Source organism: Vibrio crassostreae (genome assembly GCF_041439375.1).
GTDB classification, from domain to species: domain Bacteria; phylum Pseudomonadota; class Gammaproteobacteria; order Enterobacterales; family Vibrionaceae; genus Vibrio; species Vibrio crassostreae_D.
The window spans coordinates 26,699-49,046 of record NZ_JBGONY010000031.1; the positions used below are offsets into that span (position 1 = coordinate 26,699).

The following is a 22,348-nucleotide window of genomic DNA, read 5'->3' on the forward strand; positions in this document are numbered from 1 at the left end:
TCTCCCCCTCGGGATTATTTGAGCAGCCAAGCGAGCTTGGCTGCGGGGTAACGCTTTTCAATGTATCTTTTATCAAGTCGTTAGATGTTGATTGCTGTCTCTAGAGCAACTTTCATCATGTCGTTGAAAGACTTTTGACGCTCTTCAGAGCTTAGTTTCTCGCCACGGATGATGTGGTCAGATACTGTTAGGATAGTCAATGCTTTAGCACCAAGGTCTGCAGCAACACCGTAGATACCAGCTGCTTCCATATCAACACCTAGGATGCCTAGTTTTTCCATTTTTTCGAAAAGGTCAGCTTCTGGAGTGTAGAAAAGGTCAGCAGAGAATACGTTACCAACTTTAACTGGAACTTCTTGTGCACGTGCTTGGTTTACTGCTTCTTCTAGAAGGCCGAAATCAGCGATAGCCGCGAAGTCGTGGTTGTTGAAACGAATACGGTTTACTTTTGAGTCAGTAGAAGCACCCATACCGATAACAACGTCCATTAGTTTAACGTCGTCACGTACTGCGCCACAGCTACCTACACGAATAACGTTTTTCACACCGTACTCAGCGATAAGCTCGTGTACGTAGATGCAGCATGATGGGATACCCATACCGTGGCCCATTACAGAAACTTTCTTACCTTTGTAAGTGCCTGTGTAGCCAAACATGTTGCGAACGTCACAAACTTGCTTCACGTCATCAAGGAATGTTTCTGCAATGTATTTTGCGCGAAGCGGGTCGCCCGGCATAAGTACTGTTTCTGCGAAATCACCAGCTTGAGCATTAATATGAGGTGTAGCCATGGTCGTTCTCCAAAGTTTAAACGGTAATTATAGGAACAGGATTTAATCAATTACCGATTCTGTTGAATTGAATTCGTTTTGTTGAGGCAATATTAGCGAGTTAGAACGTGGCTCCATGAGACTTTAGTCACAAAATAGGTCTGTCATTATAGTTTTATTAATATTGATAACCAAATATGTTGAAAGCGTAAAGGCAATCGATTTTGTATGGGTAAATTGCAAGCCAATGAGAGGAAAAGGCCCACATATAAACTTGTTGCCTATCAGTTTCGAGACAACAATACGTTGTAGAGACGTTTGATCAGCGATAATCTAAACTTTGATAAAAGACAAACCAAGGATTTGTATGTCGTATTGCGCTAACTCGACGCCTTTGCAGTCAATGAAAACCCGACTTCACAGGGCAGCATCGCTTGTTGTAAGAACTACTTTGCTTGCCAGTGGAATAGCTTCATCGTGGGTGTCTGCTGCAACCTTTGAATTGCCACCAACAGAAAGCCGTATTGTTGGCAGAATACAGCAGCATGAAGTGGTGGCGGGCGAAACCTTGGCCATCATTGCCAAGCAATACGATATTGGTTTCCTCTCTTTAATGGCAGCCAACAAAGGAGTGGATCCTTTTCTTCCCGCGGAAGGTTATGTGTTGAGCATTCCAAGTCGTCTGATTCTGCCTGATACCCCAAGAAAGGGGATTGTTATCAACCTTGCTGAGTTGAGGTTGTACTACTTTGAGCCCGATAAAAATCAAGTACATGTTTTTCCTGTCGGCATCGGTCGAGTGGGACGCGATACCCCCGAGATGATCACCAAGATAAGTCAAAAAAGACCGAATCCAACATGGACGCCACCAAATTCAATCCGCAAAGAGTATCTTGAAAAGGGCATTGAATTACCGAGAGTGGTTCCTGCCGGACCGGAAAACCCATTGGGTGAGTACGCTTTGAGGCTTGCTTATGGCGCTGGTGACTACTTGATCCATGGTACTAATAAAGACTTCGGAATAGGTTTACGAGTTAGCTCTGGTTGTATCCGAATGGAACCTAAGGATATTGAATGGCTGTTTGAGCAAGTGAACCGTGGCGAACAGGTCACCATTATCAATGAGCCAATCAAAGTGTCACTAGAGCCAGATAGAAGTGTGTTTGTCGAAGCGCACGAACCATTAACTCGAAGTGATGGTTCAAAGAAATCATTACAGATCCCTGTGGAATTAAAATGGTGGCTTGAAGACGCAGAACTGCCTAATTCAAAAGCGAAGGCGGTTATCTTTGCTCAAAACGGCGTGCCTGTAGAGATAGCACCACCTGTGATTGAGTTTTAATTCGATTGCCTCTTCTGTAACAAGGGGCGGTTTCCCTTTCTCTACTCGAATTAGTCCCTTCTACTCAAGTTAGTATCGCCCAAAAAAAAAGCACCACATCCGTTAAGAGGTGGTGCTGTCCATATACTGCTTTTGCGACTTATTTAAACTACAGCTTAATCGCACTTAGATCTCAAACTACTTAGTGTACGACTCAGCGATGTTGTCGATACGTTCGTTAGCACGATCCGCTTCTTCTTTTGCTGCCATAGCGGCTGCTTCTGCTTCTTGTGCCTTCATTTCTGCGGCTGCTTTGTCACTCTTAAGTGCTTCAACTTCGCTAGTAAGTTGAGCAACTTGGTTAGTTAGTTGATCCATTTCTGACACTGCAGCTTCTTCTGGCTCTGAAGAACAACCGGCTAAAATGAAAACTGAGGCTGCAGCTGCGATTAACGTCTTATTCATAAGAACTCCTTGCTTATTTATCATCAAAAGATGCGCTATACATTCTCTATCATATAGTCGCTTCATTAATGATTGTAGCGACTAATTTTTTAACTGCAAAAACAATAAATAAAGAAATTGCTAAATTTTTGAGGTAATTAGCTGAGCATCACGTTCTGTCTCACTTATGAGATGAAGGGTTTAGAGGCGACTGTAATGTGTTCTTGGAGAGCCATCCCTTTGTTGGCAATGCATACAATGTTCTAGCTAGAGATAGATTAAAGGATAAATTTACTGTGATCTCTATCCTTATAAAGTACTTTCGCGGTATCATGTCACGTTAAATTAATTTTATTCAATACCATCATGACTGGAGAGTCCTTTGCACTTTAAAGATTTAGGCTTAGATAACCGCTTACTGAAGAACTTAAAACATTACGACTTCAAGAAGGCGACAGAGATCCAATCAAAAGCGATCCCTGTTGCTATTGCTGGTAAGGATCTATTGGCTTCATCAAAAACGGGATCAGGAAAAACATTGGCGTTTGTGTTGCCAATGATACATAAGGCTTTAAAAACAAAAGCGTTTTCTGCTAAAGATCCTCGTGGTGTAATTTTGGCTCCTACTCGTGAGCTGGCTAAGCAAGTTTACGGTGAACTGCGTAGCATGCTTGGTGGTTTATCTTACGAAGCGGCGCTTATCTTGGGTGGCGAAAACTTTAACGACCAAGTTAAAGCACTGCGTAAGTACCCTCGTTTTATCGTTGCAACTCCAGGTCGTCTTGCTGACCACTTAGAACATCGTTCATTGTTCCTAGATGGTGTTGAAACGCTAATCCTTGATGAAGCAGACCGTATGCTTGACTTGGGTTTCGCTCCAGAACTTCGTCGCATTGCTAATGCTGCTAAACACCGTCGTCGTCAGACACTAATGTTCTCTGCAACGTTAGATCACGCTGAAGTAAACGGCATTGCCAATGAAATGCTAGATGCGCCTAAGCGTATCTCTGTTGGTGTTTCTAACGAGCAGCATTTAGATATCACTCAGAAATTCTACCTATGTGATCACCTCGATCACAAAGAAGCGATTCTAGACCGTGTACTAGAAGAAGCTGAATACCGTCAGGTAATGATCTTCACTGCAACTCGTGCTGATACCGATCGTCTAACAGATAAGTTGAACGAGAAGAAGCTTAAAGCGGTTGCACTGAGTGGTAACCTAAACCAAACGCAACGTAATGCTATAATGAGCCAGTTTGAGCGTGCGGTTTACAAAATCTTGGTAACAACCGATGTTGCTTCTCGTGGTATCGATATTCCGAACGTGAGCCACGTTATTAACTTTGATATGCCGAAGCACACCGAAGAGTATGTTCACCGTGTTGGTCGTACTGGCCGTGCAGGTAACAAAGGCGATGCAATCTCTTTGGTTGGTCCAAAAGACTGGGACAGCTTCAAGCGTGTTGAGCTTTACCTTCAACAAGATCTTACTTTCTCAGTGCTTGAAGGCTTGAAAGGTAAATTCAAAGGCATTAAGCCTCGTAAACCTGCTTTTGCTAAAGGCGGACCTGCGAAGAAGAAGACCAACACTCAAGTTAAGAAGACGCCGAAGAAACCGGTTAAGCGCGATAAGAGCTTCCACCAAAATGTGGCTGTGGGTGATACCGTGTTTATCCCTAAGAAGAAAGTTGCGCCAAAAACTGACGATGAGTAACCAACTCGCGTGAGCCAAAAGCTAACGTAAATAAAAACCGCCAATATTAGGCGGTTTTTTTGTGTCTGTACCTTGTCTATTTCTCGTCTCCCTTTATCTTGCCCTATGCTCATTTAACTTCTGAAAAGCTTGAAAGGACACCTATCCTTGCATCTATTCAAAGTCGAAGGTCTAAAATGAAGACATGAGAATATTATCCGCTAGATATTTATGGATTGCGGTAGTTGGGTGCGTCACGCCCCAAAACACATAGCGGTCTGAACCATAGGTTGCGCATTCGTTAGTTAAGCTATGGCGATATAAGTAATCGGAAGCTGAATGGCGCTGAATATCTAAACATGCATCTGTGGCGTTCTGAAATCCATGTTGCTGCGGGTTTTCAGTAATGTGGTTAAACAGATCATGAGCATTGAAAAGTACGACATTGACCCCCCTAGCTTGGTAATACTCAGCTTGCTCTTTGATGAAGAGGTTAAACTCAATTATTTTGCTATGCACAATAGAAATTTCATCTTCTGTCGAGTATTTAAATTGTGGAGCTTTTGTGGCGTCAGGGAGAGTGAAGAGCAAAATGTTTTGAGCCCCACTTCCCGTTAAACGAATTAGAGCGCTGCTGAAATCAGCTTTTACATCAGCCACCGATCGTTCGTAATTCATAAAGTCGTTAAGGCCGAACTCCAAAGTAAATAACGAGTTTTCTGGACGGTAATTCTTCGCGGCTTCCATGTATTTCAGGTACGACGTGACTTGGTCATAAACTCCTTTGAGGACTCCATACTGATTTGTGCCTGCCGCCCCACCAACTGCCCAGTTATACAGAGGTATGTTTTTCTCTCTAGCTAGGTACTCTGTCCAGACTAAGCCATTTGAGAAGTGACCTAAGAACCATGAGTTGGCATTCGGAAGAACCCATTGCGAACCGTTGAATAAGTTTCCAGTATCAGAAAGGCTATCCCCAAATGTGATGATTCGATTAATTTTATTGTCTTGGAGTTCTTCGTCATTGGTCCATATTGAGTGGTTGTAGGAGAACCGACTGTCTGCTGCAAAATAAGTGATGTCGGCGGCATCATGCTGGATGTCTAGTGTCTCTTCGCAACGTTGTTCTATTTCTGATTGTGGTGTTCCACTAAAGAACATGTTTTTATACGATGAGGGCGACCACCAATATCCATCGATAGTGTAGTAATTGCCATCTTCGTTTCTTGCCCATTTCCAATCAGTTGCAACTGAGTCATTCGATATGTCGGTTCGGTACCAGCATCTGATATATGATCGTGTATCAAGCATCTGCCCTTGTGCTACTTCGTCAGGAATTGTTGCATCTAGAGGCATTGATGTATCGGCGATAGCTGATGCAATTAGAGGCATTGTCAATGTAAATACCAAGATCATTTTCTTCATTTTAGAGTACTCATTTAGCAAAGTAAGTAAGGTTAATTACTTTATTATTAATAATAAGAATAAATATCATTTAGGCAATGTATTGAATATTACTCATTGTTGCGTCAATAACTCATATGAAGCACGTATAATAAGTGTTACATAGATCCAACTTTCAACGGTTTTGCGTTCATTAATTTTTATCTGGGCGAGAGTCCATACCTACTTTATTCACATTTACTATTAATAGTTATCTCACTTAATTATTATTAATCAATTGATTACTTGTTTTATCGTTTATTGTGACTTTGGTTGAGCAATGTTCATCACTACTGTTTAATTCCAGTTCAATCTCACAAATATCGAGTCCCTACTTTCTGTTTTATAAAATCATCAACTACGGTTCTTTTACTCATCAGAGGTCTAATCTGTTTAAGGAAAGAGCATTGAAAAAGATATTAATTTGGACGATAGCTTGTCTATCCAGTTTTGGTGCCTATGCAGGAACGAGCGCATCGGCATTAGAAGTCAGCGGATACACTGAAACGAAATATCCCATTGTGTTGGTACATGGCTTGTTTGGCTTCGATACATTGGCGGGCGTCGACTATTTTTATGGCGTACCGGAATCTCTGACAAAAGATGGCGCGAGTGTATACGTCGCTCAGGTTTCTGCGACCAACAGCTCTGAAGTGCGTGGAGAGCAGTTGCTGGCTCAAGTTGAAACACTGTTAGCCGCGACCGGGGCAAGTAAGGTGAACCTAGTTGGTCACAGCCACGGCGGACCAACAGCGCGCTATGTGGCTTCAGTTCGTCCTGATCTGGTAGCCTCAGTGACAAGCATTGGTGGCGTCCATAAAGGATCTAAAGTTGCCGATCTCGTGCGTGGAAGCGTATCAGAAGGCTCAGCTGCGGAAGGTATCGCGGTTAAGTTGGCTGGTGGATTGACGACACTGATTAACCTTTTATCTGGTGGAACGGATCTAGACCAAGATGGCCTTGCATCTCTTGAAGCGTTGACCACTGAAGGTTCGCTTGCATTCAACCAGTTTTACCCTGAAGGCGTTCCGACGTCTGCGTGTGGTGATGGTGAATGGCAAGCAAACAACGGTGTTTATTACTATTCATGGACAGGATCTTCCACTTTTACCAACCTTCTGGATCCTACCGACGGAGCGATGACAATCCTTGGTTTAGCTTTTAATGAACCTAATGACGGGTTAGTGGGAGCATGTAGCGCGCATTTGGGCAAAGTGATTGGTGATGATTACAAAATGAACCACCTAGATGAGATTAATGGGTTGTTGGGTATTCATCATCTCTTTGAGACTGATCCAGTGACGTTATATCGCCAACACGCGAATCGATTGAAGTTGGCTGGCCTGTAAGTCGCGCTGCCCAAAGTTAAGATCATAAGGAAAATATAATGAAAAAGACCGCCATTTTGTCGATAACCACGATAGCCCTGATGAGCACAGCGGCGGTCTTTTTATATCTAAAGAAGGAAGAGGTAAGTTCATATAATAACAACGAACAAAGCGCTTCTTCATTGAAGGTTAGCTCTCAACAAGATACCGAAATCGATAGTGCGTCAGCCAAAGACATGATGGAATATTTCGTGTCAGGCAATACAGAATTAACCCTCGAAGAGATTCGTGACAATGTGGCAAATCACCACGAGCAATCACAAGCAGCGGTGGTCGATGAAGCATTGTTCGCAAAGTATCTCGAGTACAAGTCGGCACTGACAACATTGGATGTTCAATTCGACACCACCTCAATATCCGCAGAGGACTTACGCGCACTGAATCAAGCTCTGCTTGACCTTCAAACTCAACTTTTCAGTGAGAGCGAGATAAGTATCCTGTTTACCCATGACAATAAAATGAGGGAAATCGCTTTAGAAAAGTTACTTCTGAAACAAGAAGGGCTAGAGGAACAAGAATATCAGCAAAGGCTTGAATCTTACCTATCTGAACAACCCGATTATATTCAGTCCAGTCATCAAAATCAGGTTTTATTACAGCAACTATCCAGCTCACAAGGTCTAGACGAACAAGGTAAATACTTGAAGAGAAATGAACTGGTTGGCGAAGAAGCGACACAGAGGCTCGAAGCACTCGATAAACAAAGAGCGGACTTTGAAGGAGCTTTAGAGATTTATTTTGTTGAACGAAATGACATTTTGAATGACTCAGCCCTCTCGACAATTGAGCAACAAGAGACGATCGCTCAGCTTAGAGAAGCTCATTTTCAGCCACAACAGCTTAGAAGGGTAGAAGCGATTGAGAGAATCAGAGCCGCTGAGAACGGCCAGTAAGGTTTGGTGATTTAGTCAAAAATCTATCGAAAATAAAAAACCAGTCAAGAGTGACTGGTTTTTTATTATGGGTGAGTTGCAAGGTAAATAAAGCTAAATGTCTTTATCCCTTAAACCTTAAAATAATCCAACTGCTGCTTTTGCTGCTCGGCTAGGTTAGATAGCTCGTGGCTCGCTGCTGCGGCTTGAGTAATACCGGTTACGTTTTGGCTTACTAGGCTGTAGATGTTTGAGATATTACGGTTGATGTCTGCTGTCACTTGGCTTTGTTCTTCTGCGGCAGAGGCAACTTGAGTGTTAATTTCTGTCATGTCGGTTACTGAGTTAGCAATACCAGAAAGTGCTGCGCTCACCTCGCCTGAGAGTGTTTGGTTGTGCTCTAACATAGACAGTGAACTGCTCATGCTCTCATTGGCGTTACCCGATTGAACCTGCAAGCCTTCGATAATTGCTTGGATCTCTTTGGTTGAATCTTGCGTACGAGCAGCCAGCATTCGAACTTCATCGGCTACAACTGCGAAACCACGGCCACTCTCACCAGCTCGTGCGGCTTCGATTGCTGCGTTAAGCGCAAGCAGGTTAGTTTGTTCAGAGATGCTTTGAATCACCTCAATCACTTTACCAATTTGTTCAGAGTGCTCTTTTAGCGTGCCTACAACGTTCGCAGCTTCGCTGAGCTGAATCGCCATTTGCTCATTGGCTTGGTTGCTTTCATTAAACAAGCTCATACTGTGCGTCGCCATTTCATCGGCTTGCTTAGACGCTGAGTCGGCTTGTACTGCATTCTCGTTTACGTGCGATGCTGTGCTCTCAAGTTGGTTCACGGCAGAAGCCACTTGTTCCACTTCTTGCTTCTCTTGATCAGAGTTAGCACTTGATTGCGTCATTACTGCCGCCAACTCTGTTGATGCAGACGCCACTTCAATACTGATTCGAGATAGTGAACTTACGGTGTCGCGCAATTGCTCAACGGATTTGTTTACGTCTTGGGCAAGGCGAGATATTTCGTTGTCGCCATGCTCTTCCGCTTTTACTAGCAGGTTACCTTTTGCTACTTCGCGCATGGTTTCTTGGATATTGCTAAGCGGCTTAACAATGATGCCAGCTAGCGTCCAGCTGATGACTAATGCGATTGAAAGAATCACTAACAGTGCGATGGTTGCGGTGTTGAGTGTGCTGGTGTGTTGCTGGCCATTGATGTCCACTTCTTGAGTGGCAATACGGTTCAGTTGCTTTGAGAGGAGGTTGATAGCTTGCACCATTTCGTTACCCGCGTGACGATATTGGTCGATTGCGATCTGATAGCGGTTATCAAAGTCAGAAGGTAGCGCTGCGCTGCCATGTTTTGCTCTTAATAGAGGAAGCATAGTGGTGCGAGAAAAATCGACATAGTGATTCATCGCTTTGCTCATTGCGGCTACTTCATCTTGCATGCCTGGCACTGTGTCTAATGAGTTCAGTAGGCGAGTATTTTGGTCGCGTTTTTGGTTTAGTGTTTCAACCAGTGTTTTTACGTCATCAGCATTGAATAGGCTGTAGATCGCTTTGATGCGCATGCCATAGCTGTTGTCGACGATTTCACTGAGTTCTTCTTTATGTAGGATGAGTTGATCGGTTGCTGTTGATACATCTTTAAAAGCGTTTTCCAGTTTGTCACCACCGATGATGACACCCGTCAAAAGTAATACGACAGAAAAGAGTACTGGAATGAGAATTTGTATTTTTATCGATAAGCCACTGAGAAGTTGGCGCATGTAATGTCCCTCTTTGAATAAATAAATGAGCAGAAGCAATTGTTATTATTGTTATTAGTCAGTGATTCTAACTTCTGAGAATGACAATTCAATCAGTAATAGATTCGATTTTGATATATGCGATAGGTATTTCATAAATTCTGATTATTTATCGTACAAACAAGGCTTTAGCCATTTTTAAGATAGGGTTATTTAACACAGAACCCTGTGTGGTATTAGGTAATGAAAGGGATGGCGAGATATTGAGTGGTTTGGCTTAAATAGGTTGGAATGAATATTCAGTGCCTATAAGTGAGGCTAATTTATTACTTCAAGGTTATTTGGTAGGGGGAAAACAAGAAAATAAGTTGTAGTTGTCATATAGGCTTCAATTAAGTGAAACACAACTGTCACATTCAGATTCTAAAGTGGGCACCGTTCAAGCAAAACAACATTACGGCAATAACGCCACTAAAGGAAATTTGTGATGAAAAAGACAGTTATCGGTGCAATCGCACTACTAGGCGCTCTAACAGTGAATACAGCTTCAGCTAAAGAAACTATCTCTGTAGTTGGCTCTAACAGTGCTTCTCCACTGGTTGAAGTTTTTGCAGAAACCTACATGAATAAAGGCGAACCAGTGTTCATCGAAATTCAAGCACCGGGTTCTTCTGCAGGCATCAAAGCAGCAAAAAATGGAAGTGCTGACCTTGGTATCTCTTCTCGTGACCTAAAAGAAGAAGAGAAAACAGCTGACCTGAAAGAGCTCGTTATCGCTCGTGACGGTATCGCAGTTGTTGTTAACCCAAATAACGAAGTATCTGCTCTTACAGCTGAGCAAATAACTTCAATCTACAAAGGCGACATCACTAACTGGAAAGATGTTGGTGGTGCAGACAAGCCAATCGTAGCAATCACTCGTGATACTGCATCTGGTACACGTGGTGCATTCGAAGACATCATGAAACTTAAGAAGAAGATTGGCGACAAGAAAGTATCGGCTATCTCTCAACGTGCTCAAGTTGCAAACGGTAACGGCGCACTTAAAGTTTCTGTAGCAAGCAACCCATACGCTATCGGCTTTATCTCTCTAGGTACAGTTGACGAATCTGTTCAAGCTCTAACTATCGACGGCGCTGCTGCGACTGTAGACAACGTTAAGAACGGTTCTTACAAAGTTGCTCGTCCTTTCCTAGTTCTTTACAAAGCAGGCGCTCCAACAGCTGAAACTCAACAATTCCTAGATTGGATGGTTGCAGAAGAAGCTCAAGCTATCGCTGACAAAAAAGGCTACATCACAGTTAACTAATCTTAACTGACCAACACTTAATTATTGCTCAGCCTAACTTAGGCTGAGCCTTTTCTTTCAACTTTGTCTATTTCGAGCTCTTGTTGAGCCACAAAGTTTGAGATTTTATATATGACCATCGCAAATAATGAAAAGCTTATGAATACTGAAGCGACTCAAATCAACAAGCCAAGTCTACGTGCTAAGAAGCGCATCGACTGGAGAGAAAGAATCTTCCACGGCTTGTTCTTATCGAGTGCTGTAATCGGCATCGTATCACTAGCCGTTATCGCTTACTTTATCGTTGCAGAGAGTATCCCTGCATTCCAAGAGGCGGGTGTTTCTGGCATCGTTCTGGGTGTTGACTGGTTACCTCCAGCTCTATTCGGTGTTGCAACCATGATCGTTGCCTCGATCGTTTCGACACTTGGAGCTGTAGTTGTTGGTGTGCCGGTTGGTGTATTAACCGCTATTTTTATTGCTGAGATTGCTCCAAAGCGTCTGGCAGATATTATTCGACCAGCAGTTGAGCTTCTAGCTGGTATCCCGTCGGTAGTTTACGGCTTCTTCGGCCTGGTAATTATCGTTCCAATGATTCAGAACATTTTCCAAGTACCAGCCGGTAATACTATCCTGGCAGGTATCATTGTTCTGGGTATCATGATTCTTCCTACCGTTATCACGGTTTCTGAAACTTCGATTCGTGCTGTACCTCGTACATACAAAGAAGGTTCACTTGCACTGGGCGCTTCGAAAATCTACACAATTTTTAAGCTACTCGTTCCTGCTGCACGTTCAGGCATTATGACTGGTGTGATTTTGGGTATCGGTCGCGCACTTGGCGAAACGATGGCAATCATCATGGTTATGGGTAACGCGCCAGCAATGCCAGAAGGTATTTTGGATTCGGCTCGTACGCTAACAGCAAACATTGCAATTGAAATGTCTTACGCAAGTGGCGTTCACGCTAACGCACTGTACGCAACAGGTGTTGTACTTCTAGTGTTCATCATGATGTTAAATGGTGCTCTACTTTATCTTAACCGTGAAAAAGCGAAGTAGGCGAGGATAAGTAATATGGATCGCGTAAAATTAAAGCAAGCACGTCAAATCAAAGACAACATCTTAAAAGGTTTTATCTGGGCAGCTGCGGCTGTAACCGTTGGTTTCTTATTCTGGATTATTTGGTACATCCTATCGAACGGTCTGCAATACGTAGATTGGAACTTCATCACTGACGATTACACTCGTACTGGTGAAGAGCGTGGTATTTTCCCAATGATCATCGCCACGATCTACATGGTAATTGCATCGATTGCAGTGGCAGCGCCACTGGGCATCATGACGGCAATCTACCTAACAGAATATGCGAAAGTAGGTAGCCGTTTGGTGAAAGTGATTCGATTCTGTACTGAGTCGCTCGCTGGTATTCCATCGATTATCTTCGGTCTGTTCGGTATGACCTTCTTTGTTTCGATCCTTGGCCTTGGCTTCTCGATTCTATCGGGTGCATTAACGCTAAGTATCTTGATTCTTCCTGTAATCATTCGTACTACAGAAGAAGCATTGATGGCAGTACCACAAACTTACCGTGAAGGCTCATACGGCCTTGGCGCTTCAAAAATCTACACTATCTGGCGTTTGATCTTACCAAGCGCAATGCCAGGTATCTTAACTTCGGTCATTCTTAGTATTGGTCGTGTAATTGGCGAATCAGCACCTGTATTTTTAACAGCAGGTATGGTGGCACGTGTTCCTGAGTCGGTATTCGATTCTGGCCGTACACTAACGGTTCACCTATATAAGCTGACAACAGAGCTATTTACTATCGATGAGTGGAACCAAGCCTACGGTACGGCGACAGTCCTAATCGTATTGGTTCTCTTGATCAACATGGTTACAAAACTGATTGCAAGACGCTTCAACACGGCAACTTACTAAGCTGATTAGCAGGCTCAACAATAAAGAGAGCCTCCGTGATAAAGAAAGCATCAAGCTAGACACGAATTTAAGAATTTAGAGATTACGACAATGAACAAATTTGATATTGAGAACCTAGATCTGTTTTACGGCGACAACCAAGCGCTTAAATCTATCAACCTGCCAATTCCAACTCGTCAGGTTACGGCACTGATTGGCCCATCTGGTTGTGGTAAGTCAACGCTACTACGTTGCTTGAACCGCATGAATGACCTAATTGAAGGCGTTACTATCAAAGGTAAGCTGGATATGGATGGCACAAACATCTACGGCAATATTGATGTGGCTGACCTACGTATCCGCGTCGGCATGGTATTCCAAAAGCCAAACCCATTCCCAATGAGCATCTACGAGAACGTGGCTTACGGGCTACGTGCTCAAGGTATCAAAGACAAAAAGCACATTGACGAAGTAGTAGAAAGCTCACTGCGCAGTGCGGCACTTTGGGACGAAGTAAAAGACCGTCTTAAAGCACACGCATTTGGCTTGTCTGGTGGTCAGCAACAGCGTCTATGTATCGCTCGTACCATTGCAATGGAACCGGATGTAATCCTAATGGATGAACCAACATCGGCTCTAGACCCAATCGCGACGCATAAGATTGAAGAATTGATGGAAGATCTGAAGAAAGACTTCACTATCGTTATCGTAACGCACTCAATGCAGCAAGCGCGTCGTATTTCAGACCGTACTGCTTTCTTCCTAATGGGAGAGCTTGTAGAGCACAACGAAACGAGTGTTATCTTTAGCGAGCCAAAAGATGATCGTACTAAAGGTTACGTAAACGGTGACTTTGGTTAATTGATTATTCAAGTGCTGTGTTTGGCCTTTTAGCGAAATCAGCACGCTAACTGATACGCAGGTTAGATAATCGAATAGATCGACAGAATTATCACAATAACTATAAGCGATGGAAGTTTTGCCCCACTTTAGGTGGGGTTTTTTTATACCTTTAAAAAAGTCCCAATGTCGATGAAATTTTGGGCAGGAAATCCCATTTTTGTAGTCCTTCTCATGCTTGTGATAATGTAAAAAGTGAAATTGCGACCCGCTTAACATCTCATTTTTAGTTACATTGATTGCATATCAAGGCTTCTGTATTTTTGCTGTATTCTCAATAGCCAATGGACGGAAGCTGTGCCTGTAAAAGCCTTTGCAAAACAAATATCTGCTACGCGTGATCACCGTTTATTGGCAGAGTCTCTTTTTGACTACTTGACTAAGATGCTTGCTCCAAAAGGGATTGGGATATTTGCAGAACCGATACCAGAAGTCGATTCGTTCCCCTTGTTTTCTTATGGAGAGCTAACGTCTCTGGCAAATTATCCTGCTACGTTTTGGCCTTGGGTTTCTCAATTCGATACCGCAGATGGCGTGCTCCCAATGTCTATCAACACTTGTAAGTGGGAACACATGAAAGTGTTAGGTGGAGAGTCATTCATCATGATGCTCGACAACGCGCCTGCCTGTAGAACTTATTTAATTGTTCAAAATTGCAATGCTCAGCATATCAACCAAACCTTCGACCAAGATCTTGATGTTCTTCAACTTGCAGCAGCCCGCTGGCAATGCATTCGTGCAGAAAAGAACGCTGCGCTGGAGATCAAACACCGCGACACGCGTGAAGCGCAGTACCTTGATGAAATAAAGCTTCGTGAACTGTTTGTGGAGAATATGAAACTGGTTCATCAGGTGGCATTAGAGCTTTCTAATCCTGACTCTTTGGATGCCTTGTATAAAGCCTCGGTTGAGGCGGTTCGTGATCGGTTAGGATTTGATCGTGCGATCTTCATGCTATTGGATATGAAAAAGCGCTGTTTTAGCGGGACATACGGCACTGATGAGTCCGGTAAGACAAACAGTGAGCACCATACTCAATATGATTTACACTAGCTTGAAGCTGAATATATTGAAGCTTTGTCTGACAATCACACCAACCTCATTGTTATCGAGCAAGCCCCGCTCTACACGGAAGGTAAAGTGGTCGGGCAGGGGTGGAATGGAATGCTCATCTTACGTGAAGGTGATAAACCCGTCGGATGGATTGCGATGGATAACTACATTCACCGTTCACCCATCACCAATTATCAAAAGCAGATGCTTGAATCCTTTGGCTCTCTGCTTTCTCAGATCTACATTCGCAAACGCCAAGAACAAAATATACGCATGTTGCACTCAAGTATGGTGGAGCTATCTCGCTGCGATACTGTCAGTGAAGTGTGTAAATCGGCGGTGAGCTTTGCGATTCAGCATTTAGGCATCGACCGACTGGCGGTTTTCCTCACCGATAAAAATTGCAGTTACATGCAAGGCACGTGGGGCACGGACATAAAAGGCGATATTGTCGATGAGTCCTATTATCGCTCTGAGCTGGTAGAGCGAGACATCGTAGCCGCAGCTCGTGCTTGCCCTAATCAAGTGGCGTTTGAAGAATCAGTCCCTATTTATCACGACTTCAATATTGTCGGAGTCGGTTGGACGGCCATGACTATGCTCACCACAAACACGGGTGAGCCGATTGCGTTTATCGCAGCTGATAACTTGTTAACTCGCAGTCCCTTAACTTCACAGCTTCGCGAAGTGATTCGTATATTTGCCTCTAGCCTTGCAGAGGTATTGCAAAGAACCATGGCTCAAGAGGAGCTGAAAAAGCTCAATGAAACGCTTGAACAAGAGGTCAGCAAACGCACTCAAGAGCTTGAAAGAGCCAATGAACAGTTGGATATTATTTCTAAATTAGACCCTCTAACACGTCTTGGAAACCGTCGTATGCTGTCGCAGGTCTTAGAAGATTTGAACTGCGACGATCAAGGTGCTTTTGCCACACAACATGAAATTACATTTGGGCTTATACTTGTCGATTTAGATCATTTTGGCTTGTACAACAGTGTTTATGGTCATACAGAGGGTGACGCTGCTCTGCGAACCATCGGCAAGATACTTAATGCTCATGTTCATAGCGATAAGGAAACTTTCTGTCGTATTGGTGGTGAAGAGTTTATGTTGTTGATGATCGGCACTCATCACTCTGAAACTAAACAGCGTGCAGAGTCGATCAGAAAATGCATTGAAGAGGCGAAGATCCTTCATTGTGAAAGCAGCACCAGCCAGTATTTAACTGCATCTGTTGGTTACGCGTCGATAACCTCAGACCAGCATCAATTCGATTTCGATTTGCTGTATGGCAAGGCAGACAAAGCTTTGTATCAAGCCAAAGACTCAGGGCGAAATCGAATTGTCTCTGCTCTAAAGCGAAGAAAGGTTGCGACGCCACTGACTTAGTGTGGCATTTATTTTTTCATCTCTTAAAAACGACTGATGCCGTGATGATCACAATGTGATCATCACGGCTTCGTTTTTTTGTTTACTTAGATTCTCTGCTTAACTAGCGTTCTGCTTATTTAGATGGCTGGTTAATTAAAGCCTTTCTAACGTGCTCTTATGAGCTTTGTTCGAGATGCGTTTTGGCTTCTTAACCGCTTTGATTGCTAGAGCTGGATCCCATGACTGACTTGGTGATCCAGTTTCAGCATAGAGGCTTTGGTTGAGCTTGGTTAGCTCCGCTTCAATTGCTTCTAACGTTTCACCACTCAAGCTTGAGTTTTCTGTTTTCCATTGCTCAAACAAGGTTCTCGTCATCACCCCATCTTTCGCTTTCAGCGCGGTAATCAGCGCTTCGGCTGTATCGGATTGATGTTCATCTTGGCGCTTTGGTTTTACTGTTGTGCCGCGGCGTGACCAGAAGTAGAAAGCAACTGTAGAACTGATTAACCACAAGGCAGCGAACAGCGCGGTTAGGTAAGGCCATATGCCAGGGGTATCAACGGTAACAATCGTCGGGCTGGCTTGTTTGGTTGGTGTTTCTGTCAGAGGCGGCGGCGTGCTTGAGATCGCGCGATCACTTGCCTGAACCGACAACTCAAGTCCAAGAGCTTTACTGGTCTTTTGTGATTGCGAATCGGTGTTAAACCAAGTTTGAGAAACATCAGGCAGAGAGATGCTTCCAGATTCCTTAGGGATTAGAACCTGTTTATACACAACGAGAGCATTACCGGATTGGGTAGTGCCAAATTGCGGTTTCTCTTCATAAACACGTACCGATTTAGGGTAGGTGATCTTCAGTTTTGGCAGTTGATGCTGGGTCAAGTTGCTGGCTGTCATTGTGATGGTACGAGTTAACGAATCACCTGCTTCCATTTCAATATTCTGCTTCTCGCCACCTAAAGTATTGCTATCTGTCAGCTCGTTGCCTTGGCTATCTGACCATTTCTGAATCAACTTGAAGTTCGATGTTGGTAACCACTCACCTTGATAGCCTTTTGGTACCGGATTTACTGTGACATCTAAGGTTTCAACAGGCGTGTCGAGCTGGAAAAGGCGCGTTGTGCTTGAGTTGTTGGTTGAGTAAACAACTGCACCAGTTAACTTTGGCCCTTGAAGCTGAAATTGTCCTGCTTGCTGTGACGATATATGGAAAGATTGCTGAACAACGGTGACTTCTTGTCCGTTGATAACATCTTGAAATTGCTTAGACTCTCCAATCGGCTCAACGTCTAATTTTGCTGAACTTGGTGGTGCAATTTTAGGATCTTGCAGTCTTCTAGGATCAGCCTTAATGATGAGTTTTACATCAAGCTCCGCGACCTCTTGAGGGTATAGTGAGTCTTTACTGAGATTAAGTTGAAATTCAGCCATATCACTCTGCTTTGGAGCTGCTTTATTAACCGAAACGTTGATAGTGATAGGCTTAGTTTTAGCCCCTTCAATATCAAAGCTAGGAATATCTAATTGGCCTAATCGAAGTGGGGCAAGGGTAATATTCCATTCGCTAGACACAGTGCGGCTACCATTTACGATTCGCATCGACGACCCAAAGCTTGGGGTGCCGACGTAGAAATCCTTCTGAAGGGGGGCGAGATCTAAAGCGTCGGACGATACTTTTTCATCGGTCGCCACTCTAAGTAGGAAGACTTCATCTTTGGTAACACTGTTTTGCGAAACACTCGCAACAGCGGTTGCTGCTAATACAGAATGTGACGAGAAAACACCGATTAGCAGTGTCAGTAGTATTGATAAAAATGGCTTGTTTAAAAATCGCATGGTTACCACTTTTTGTTTTGGTTGTTAGGAGCACTTTTTTGTCGTGCTTGTAGAATCATTTGCGCTTTAAGCAGTTGGCTCGGATCACGGGCGCTTTCTACTTGTTCAAGTTTTCGCATATCAGGATCGCTCGACATAGGTTGACCTGATACTTGTGCTGAAGTTTGTTGAGTGTTGTTATCACTGTCTTCCTTAGCAGCCTCTTGAGCTTGAGCTGTCTGAGATGCAGAGTCATCTTTGTCTTGTGACGGCCTACCTGCTTGAGCCGCTTTGTTTTGTTGCACAGCTTGCTTGTCGTTTTCTTCATCCATCTTGGAATCAGAGCGGTTATCAGCTTGGCTTTGGTCAGTATTCTGAGCTTGGTTTTCACTTTGATCTTGTTTGTTGCTTTGATCTTGGTTGCCGCTTTGACTTTGCGACTTGCCATTGTCAGTAGAGCTTTGTTGTTGATCCTGCGAGCTTTTCGAAGAATCATTTTGCTGGTCTTGGTCTTTCTGATCTTTGGATTCAGAATCACCTTGCTGTTGCTGTTGCTGTTGCTGTTGCTGTTGCTGTTGCTGTTGCTGTTGCTGTTGCTTCTGAGCTTGTTCGACAATCTCTAGGTTCTTCTTCGCATAAGCATGTTCAGGGTTGCTTTCGAGAATGCGTTGATACTCTTTTATCGCTTGGTCGTACTTACCTTGCTTTGCTTGTGCATTGGCGAGGTTGTAGCGAGCATCTTCGCCGGAAAGGCTTTGTAGCGTCTGTTCGGCCGCTTCGAAATCACCGGCTTTGTATTGCGCAATGCCTTTCCATTCTTGCTGTTCGAACTGTTCTGCGGCTTGTTGAAAGTCCTCATCTTTATATAACTGATAACCCACCTGATCATCGGTTTTCCAAGGATTCGCAAACGCAGAATTCGGCTGGCTGAACGATACAAGCACAGCTAGGCCACACCAAATAACCCCTTTTCGAAATAGCCCAAGGGCAGGAAGTAACAAAAACGGCAATAACCAGAAACCGTTGTTCACTCTGGTATTGAGCGAGTTATTGGTTTTAGTCACTTCTGATGTTGTAGCAATTCGATCGAGATAACTTGCGATGTGTTCAACGTCTGAGTTATCAAATTGTACCTCAGTGAATGTGCCGCCAGAGCGACGAGTCAGGTCGCGCATATTGTCTAAGTTGGTTTTCGCAACCACGGTTTGTCCGGAGTCAGTCTGTAACATCGAACCTGTAGGTAATGAGATCGGCGCGCCGCTTTCCGTACCTACAGCCAAGACTGATAACGTCCAATTACTACCAGAGAGTAGTGAGTCGATATCTTTCTTCTCTTGACCATCAATATCATCAGCAATCAGTACCAGATCGCCTTGGTAGATATGAGCGCGAGTCATCATCTCAATCGCGAGCTTAACTGCCGATGCTGCATTGCCGCCTTGGAAGGGCATGATATCTGGTGATAGGTTGGGTACGAGGTTCTTGATGGTGTTGATGTCTGACGTTAGCGGACTGATGGTGTAAGCATCTCCGGCGTATGCCACCATTCCTGTTAGGCCTTCTTTCCATAACGAAAGCAGATCCAGAGCCTTGTATCGCGCCTGTGTTAAACGGTTCGGTTTAATGTCAGTGGCATACATAGACATCGACATATCCATGATCACAACTCGTGCCTGCGTTTTTTCAAAGCTTGGCTGTTCATTTTTTTCAAAGCTTGGACCGGCCAATGCGATGACACCGACCAACCACCAAACACCGAAATAAGTGCTGCGGTTTTTCGAGGGTTTGTTCGATTCAGGAGCCAAATAACGGGCGATGTGTGACGCCAATAACCCTTGCTTGGATTGTCTCTTGCTAAGCCACCAAATAGCGGGCAGCACGGCAAGAGCCAAGAACCAATATGGGTAGATAAAAGTAAAGTTAGACATTGTTTCTCCTAATGGCTAACAGCATAAATGCGAAGAACATTGCCGCAGACAGAGGCCACACAAACCACTCTTGTTGTGGTCGCCATATCTTAGTGGCGTTCGTCACGGGTTCTAACTGGTTGATGGTGTCGTAAATCGTTGCTAGCTCTTTGCTGTCACGCGCACGGAAGTACTGACCGCCAGTGCGTTTGGCAATTTCCATTAGGGTGCGTTCATCCAAGTCTTGAGCAGTATTGACCTTACGAGTCATGAAGAACTCTTTGACCATCATTTCACCCGCACCGACACCCACGGTGTAAATCGTCGCGTTGTACTTCTTAGCAATATCGGCAGCTTCAAGTGGATCTAATACGCCCGCGGTATTGCTGCCGTCACTGAGTAGAATCATTACACGCTGAGGGGCATCGCTATCGACAAAGGTTTTGGTGGCAAGGCCGATACCATCACCGATCGCAGTTTGAGTACCGATAAGCTTTAACACCGCTTGATTGAGCTGTTGTGAAAGCGTGTCTCTGTCTAACGTCAGTGGCGTCTGCAAGTAGGCGTGATCAGCAAATAGCACCAATCCGACTCGGTCGCCTTTTCGTCGTTCAATAAAGTCACTCAATACATGTTTTACCGCAGATAAGCGATCGATGTATTCGCCATTGAATTGCATGTCTTCTTGGCTCATGGAGTAGGAGAGGTCGACAACCAACATCAAATCACGGTGTTTCGGCTGAAACTCAACTGGTTCACCGTACCAAACTGGACGTGCCATGGCCGTTACCAATAAAAGCCAGATGATGACTGACAAGGCTTTGGGTAAGCGACTGCTCGGTGTTTGGGTATTGCTGTCCTCGGGCAAAAACGGAAGCCTTAGAGCGCTGCTTGATTCTGATTTTGGTGAGAATAAGTAAACAAGGATCGGCAAGGGCGCTAGGAACAGCATCCACCACCAAACGAATTCAATATTTAGTAAGCTCGTGTTTAAAAGATCAGTCATAACGACCTCGCTTTGGAGGAAGGGCTTTACGAAGCCAGGTTTCGCAGTCATTAACCAATTGCTGTTGAGCCTTTTTCTGTTCGTCGTTCATTAGGGCTGCATTTTGATAGAGCGCTTGCTGCCACTGGGGTTGTTTTGCTACAAATAACGGCTTCGCTAATTGCGCATCTAAAAAAGCCAACCAATCATCACCAGATAAGCCTGCCACTTTGTCGCGTGGAAAATAGCTCAATGCAGCCTGACGAACGATGTCTTGAGCTGCGCTCGGAGACAAGGTATTTGAAGGCTGACTGTTACGAAAGCAAGCAAGTGCTTCGTTCTTCGCGTATTGGTTCTTTTGTCTGCGTTTTATAATGAAAAATACTAAGGCGATCACAACAATGGCCGTGATAATCACAGCCCACCACCCCCATGCCAAAGGCCACCATGACGGTGCGCTTGGTGTAATAATAGGGCTCAAGTCGAGAGGTTGATTCATGACTGAACTCCTGACACTTGGCTCATTAACGATTGCGCACAAGACAATGAACTGTATGGGATCGCCAGAGAAAGGCTCATTTGCATCAGTTGTTGTTGCTTCTGATCAAATGCGTGACTGAGCTTTTCCTTTTCCCTGTTTGATGAAAAGTTAAACCATTGGGTTTTATTGCCATCGGTGATCTGTTTTGAACCTTTGAATGAAGTAACACCTTGTTCTAATGGGTCGTAAAAATGCACTAAGCGAACTCGATTATGTCGACGTATTTGATTGATAAGTGAGTAATTACTTTCGTTATAACGGACAAAGTCACTGAGCATAATGATATCGCTGCCTTTCGGGCAAAGCTGATGAAGAGACTTCAATCCATGCTCTAAGGTTGTGTCGCTGTGATTGTCTTGGTTGGTCAGCGCTGCGTTATTGATTTCTATGACTTTTTGTAAAATACGCAGCGGAGCATGGTTGCTAGCACTTGGTTTAATCTCAATGATCTCTTGGCCAGTATCTATCACTGCGCCAATCCGGTCTTTTTGAGCGACGGTTAACCAACAAAGTTGGCTGGCAAAGTGTGCGAGTTGAACCGATTTAAGCAGCAAGGTTGAGCCGAAAATCATACTACTTGATAGGTCCAAGAACAAAATCACAGGCTGTTCTCTTTCTTCAGAAAACAGTTTGGTGTGCGCCTTGCCTGTTCTAGCCGTGACGCGCCAATCAATGCTGCGGATATCGTCGCCTGCCTGATATTGACGAACCTCAGAGAAATTCATCCCGCGACCTTTACGATTGCTCTCGTGTTGACCATTAAGTTGCGACCACAGGCTCTTGGCTGGAGGCAACCAGCGAACAGACTGCGCTTTGTATTGCAGCAGTTCATCCAGATTTAACGTGACGCCGTCACTATGGTTGGGTAATTGATTATTCATGC

17 protein-coding genes and 1 pseudogene are annotated in these 22,348 nt (G+C 44.1%); 9 read left to right on the top strand and 9 right to left on the bottom strand.

Translation table 11 applies throughout. The features are described from left to right. Positions 1–80: 80 nt before the first annotated feature. The gene (gene deoD, locus ACED45_RS13910; RefSeq protein WP_048661021.1) at positions 81–791 is read right to left on the bottom strand and encodes a purine-nucleoside phosphorylase; all 711 of its coding nucleotides are present in this window, start codon (positions 789–791) and stop codon (positions 81–83) included. Positions 792–1,137: 346 nt separating this feature from the next. On the opposite strand from deoD, the gene ACED45_RS13915 reads away from it, so the two are divergent. Next, positions 1,138–2,112 carry a L,D-transpeptidase family protein gene (locus ACED45_RS13915; RefSeq protein WP_055319663.1) on the top strand — a complete coding sequence of 325 codons (975 nt, stop codon included), beginning with the start codon at positions 1,138–1,140 and terminating at the stop codon, positions 2,110–2,112. 177 nt (positions 2,113–2,289) lie between these two features. Here ACED45_RS13915 and ACED45_RS13920 read toward each other — a convergent pair whose 3' ends face one another. Further along, a complete protein-coding gene (locus tag ACED45_RS13920; RefSeq protein ID WP_017061882.1) occupies positions 2,290–2,556 on the bottom strand; it encodes an Lpp/OprI family alanine-zipper lipoprotein in 267 nt (88 codons plus the stop codon). Between the two features lie 361 nt (positions 2,557–2,917). On the opposite strand from ACED45_RS13920, the gene ACED45_RS13925 reads away from it, so the two are divergent. Continuing rightward, on the top strand, positions 2,918–4,249 hold the full coding sequence (locus ACED45_RS13925; protein WP_371714285.1) for a DEAD/DEAH box helicase: 1,332 nt from the start codon (positions 2,918–2,920) through the stop codon (positions 4,247–4,249). Positions 4,250–4,420: 171 nt separating this feature from the next. Here the strand turns inward: ACED45_RS13925 and ACED45_RS13930 are convergent, their stop codons facing one another. After that, positions 4,421–5,653 (bottom strand): SGNH/GDSL hydrolase family protein, encoded by a 1,233-nt coding sequence (locus ACED45_RS13930; RefSeq protein WP_371714286.1) that lies wholly within the window; start codon positions 5,651–5,653, stop codon positions 4,421–4,423. Positions 5,654–6,078: 425 nt separating this feature from the next. On the opposite strand from ACED45_RS13930, the gene ACED45_RS13935 reads away from it, so the two are divergent. Then, positions 6,079–7,020, top strand: a complete 942-nt coding sequence (locus ACED45_RS13935; protein ID WP_102432078.1) for a lipase family alpha/beta hydrolase — start codon at positions 6,079–6,081, stop codon at positions 7,018–7,020. A gap of 38 nt (positions 7,021–7,058) precedes the next feature. Then, the gene (locus ACED45_RS13940) at positions 7,059–7,952 is read left to right on the top strand and encodes a lipase secretion chaperone (RefSeq protein WP_371714287.1); all 894 of its coding nucleotides are present in this window, start codon (positions 7,059–7,061) and stop codon (positions 7,950–7,952) included. Positions 7,953–8,062: 110 nt separating this feature from the next. Here the strand turns inward: ACED45_RS13940 and ACED45_RS13945 are convergent, their stop codons facing one another. Next, on the bottom strand, positions 8,063–9,706 hold the full coding sequence (locus tag ACED45_RS13945; protein ID WP_102432079.1) for a methyl-accepting chemotaxis protein: 1,644 nt from the start codon (positions 9,704–9,706) through the stop codon (positions 8,063–8,065). Between the two features lie 466 nt (positions 9,707–10,172). On the opposite strand from ACED45_RS13945, the gene ACED45_RS13950 reads away from it, so the two are divergent. The 5 genes and pseudogenes from ACED45_RS13950 to ACED45_RS13970 all read left to right on the top strand — a co-directional run bounded on the left by ACED45_RS13950 (position 10,173) and on the right by ACED45_RS13970 (position 16,235). After that, positions 10,173–10,994 (top strand): phosphate ABC transporter substrate-binding protein, encoded by an 822-nt coding sequence (locus ACED45_RS13950; protein WP_371714288.1) that lies wholly within the window; start codon positions 10,173–10,175, stop codon positions 10,992–10,994. A 111-nt stretch (positions 10,995–11,105) separates the two neighbouring features. Beyond that, positions 11,106–12,035, top strand: a complete 930-nt coding sequence (gene pstC, locus ACED45_RS13955) for a phosphate ABC transporter permease subunit PstC (protein WP_371714289.1) — start codon at positions 11,106–11,108, stop codon at positions 12,033–12,035. A gap of 15 nt (positions 12,036–12,050) precedes the next feature. Further along, the gene (gene pstA / locus ACED45_RS13960; RefSeq protein ID WP_048661034.1) at positions 12,051–12,914 is read left to right on the top strand and encodes a phosphate ABC transporter permease PstA; all 864 of its coding nucleotides are present in this window, start codon (positions 12,051–12,053) and stop codon (positions 12,912–12,914) included. Between the two features lie 90 nt (positions 12,915–13,004). Next, positions 13,005–13,754: a phosphate ABC transporter ATP-binding protein PstB gene (gene pstB / locus ACED45_RS13965; RefSeq protein WP_004732036.1), complete on the top strand. Its 750-nt coding sequence runs from the start codon at positions 13,005–13,007 to the stop codon at positions 13,752–13,754. 336 nt (positions 13,755–14,090) lie between these two features. Then, a pseudogene (locus tag ACED45_RS13970) lies at positions 14,091–16,235 on the top strand (GGDEF domain-containing protein). A gap of 135 nt (positions 16,236–16,370) precedes the next feature. Here ACED45_RS13970 and ACED45_RS13975 read toward each other — a convergent pair. From ACED45_RS13975 to ACED45_RS13995, 5 genes are read right to left on the bottom strand one after another with little or no spacing between them, the layout of a single operon-like run. Then, on the bottom strand, positions 16,371–18,053 hold the full coding sequence (locus ACED45_RS13975; RefSeq protein WP_371714290.1) for a BatD family protein: 1,683 nt from the start codon (positions 18,051–18,053) through the stop codon (positions 16,371–16,373). A gap of 2 nt (positions 18,054–18,055) precedes the next feature. After that, positions 18,056–19,960, bottom strand: a complete 1,905-nt coding sequence (locus tag ACED45_RS13980) for a vWA domain-containing protein (protein WP_371714291.1) — start codon at positions 19,958–19,960, stop codon at positions 18,056–18,058. Further along, complete coding sequence (locus tag ACED45_RS13985) at positions 19,953–20,945, bottom strand: vWA domain-containing protein (protein WP_102267590.1); 993 nt, start codon at positions 20,943–20,945, stop codon at positions 19,953–19,955. Before ACED45_RS13985 ends, ACED45_RS13980 begins: the two co-directional genes overlap by 8 nt. After that, a complete protein-coding gene (locus tag ACED45_RS13990) occupies positions 20,938–21,423 on the bottom strand; it encodes a DUF4381 domain-containing protein (protein WP_210441293.1) in 486 nt (161 codons plus the stop codon). The genes ACED45_RS13985 and ACED45_RS13990 overlap by 8 nt, the downstream gene beginning before the upstream one ends. Next, entirely contained in the window at positions 21,420–22,346 is a 927-nt protein-coding gene (locus ACED45_RS13995; protein WP_102267585.1) for a DUF58 domain-containing protein, read from the bottom strand. Before ACED45_RS13995 ends, ACED45_RS13990 begins: the two co-directional genes overlap by 4 nt. Positions 22,347–22,348: the final 2 nt, after the last annotated feature.

Bases quoted from the DNA above. Each gene is read 5' to 3' on its own strand.
- deoD (WP_048661021.1), bottom strand. From the start codon at position 791: ATGGCTACACCTCATATTAATGCTCAAGCTGGTGATTTCGCAGAAACA.
- ACED45_RS13915 (WP_055319663.1), top strand. From the start codon at position 1,138: ATGTCGTATTGCGCTAACTCGACGCCTTTGCAGTCAATGAAAACCCGA.
- ACED45_RS13920 (WP_017061882.1), bottom strand. From the start codon at position 2,556: ATGAATAAGACGTTAATCGCAGCTGCAGCCTCAGTTTTCATTTTAGCC.
- ACED45_RS13930 (WP_371714286.1), bottom strand. From the start codon at position 5,653: ATGAAGAAAATGATCTTGGTATTTACATTGACAATGCCTCTAATTGCA.
- ACED45_RS13940 (WP_371714287.1), top strand. From the start codon at position 7,059: ATGAAAAAGACCGCCATTTTGTCGATAACCACGATAGCCCTGATGAGC.
- ACED45_RS13945 (WP_102432079.1), bottom strand. From the start codon at position 9,706: ATGCGCCAACTTCTCAGTGGCTTATCGATAAAAATACAAATTCTCATT.
- ACED45_RS13950 (WP_371714288.1), top strand. From the start codon at position 10,173: ATGAAAAAGACAGTTATCGGTGCAATCGCACTACTAGGCGCTCTAACA.
- pstC (WP_371714289.1), top strand. From the start codon at position 11,106: ATGACCATCGCAAATAATGAAAAGCTTATGAATACTGAAGCGACTCAA.
- pstA (WP_048661034.1), top strand. From the start codon at position 12,051: ATGGATCGCGTAAAATTAAAGCAAGCACGTCAAATCAAAGACAACATC.
- pstB (WP_004732036.1), top strand. From the start codon at position 13,005: ATGAACAAATTTGATATTGAGAACCTAGATCTGTTTTACGGCGACAAC.
- ACED45_RS13975 (WP_371714290.1), bottom strand. From the start codon at position 18,053: ATGCGATTTTTAAACAAGCCATTTTTATCAATACTACTGACACTGCTA.
- ACED45_RS13980 (WP_371714291.1), bottom strand. From the start codon at position 19,960: ATGTCTAACTTTACTTTTATCTACCCATATTGGTTCTTGGCTCTTGCC.
- ACED45_RS13985 (WP_102267590.1), bottom strand. From the start codon at position 20,945: ATGACTGATCTTTTAAACACGAGCTTACTAAATATTGAATTCGTTTGG.
- ACED45_RS13990 (WP_210441293.1), bottom strand. From the start codon at position 21,423: ATGAATCAACCTCTCGACTTGAGCCCTATTATTACACCAAGCGCACCG.
- ACED45_RS13995 (WP_102267585.1), bottom strand. From the start codon at position 22,346: ATGAATAATCAATTACCCAACCATAGTGACGGCGTCACGTTAAATCTG.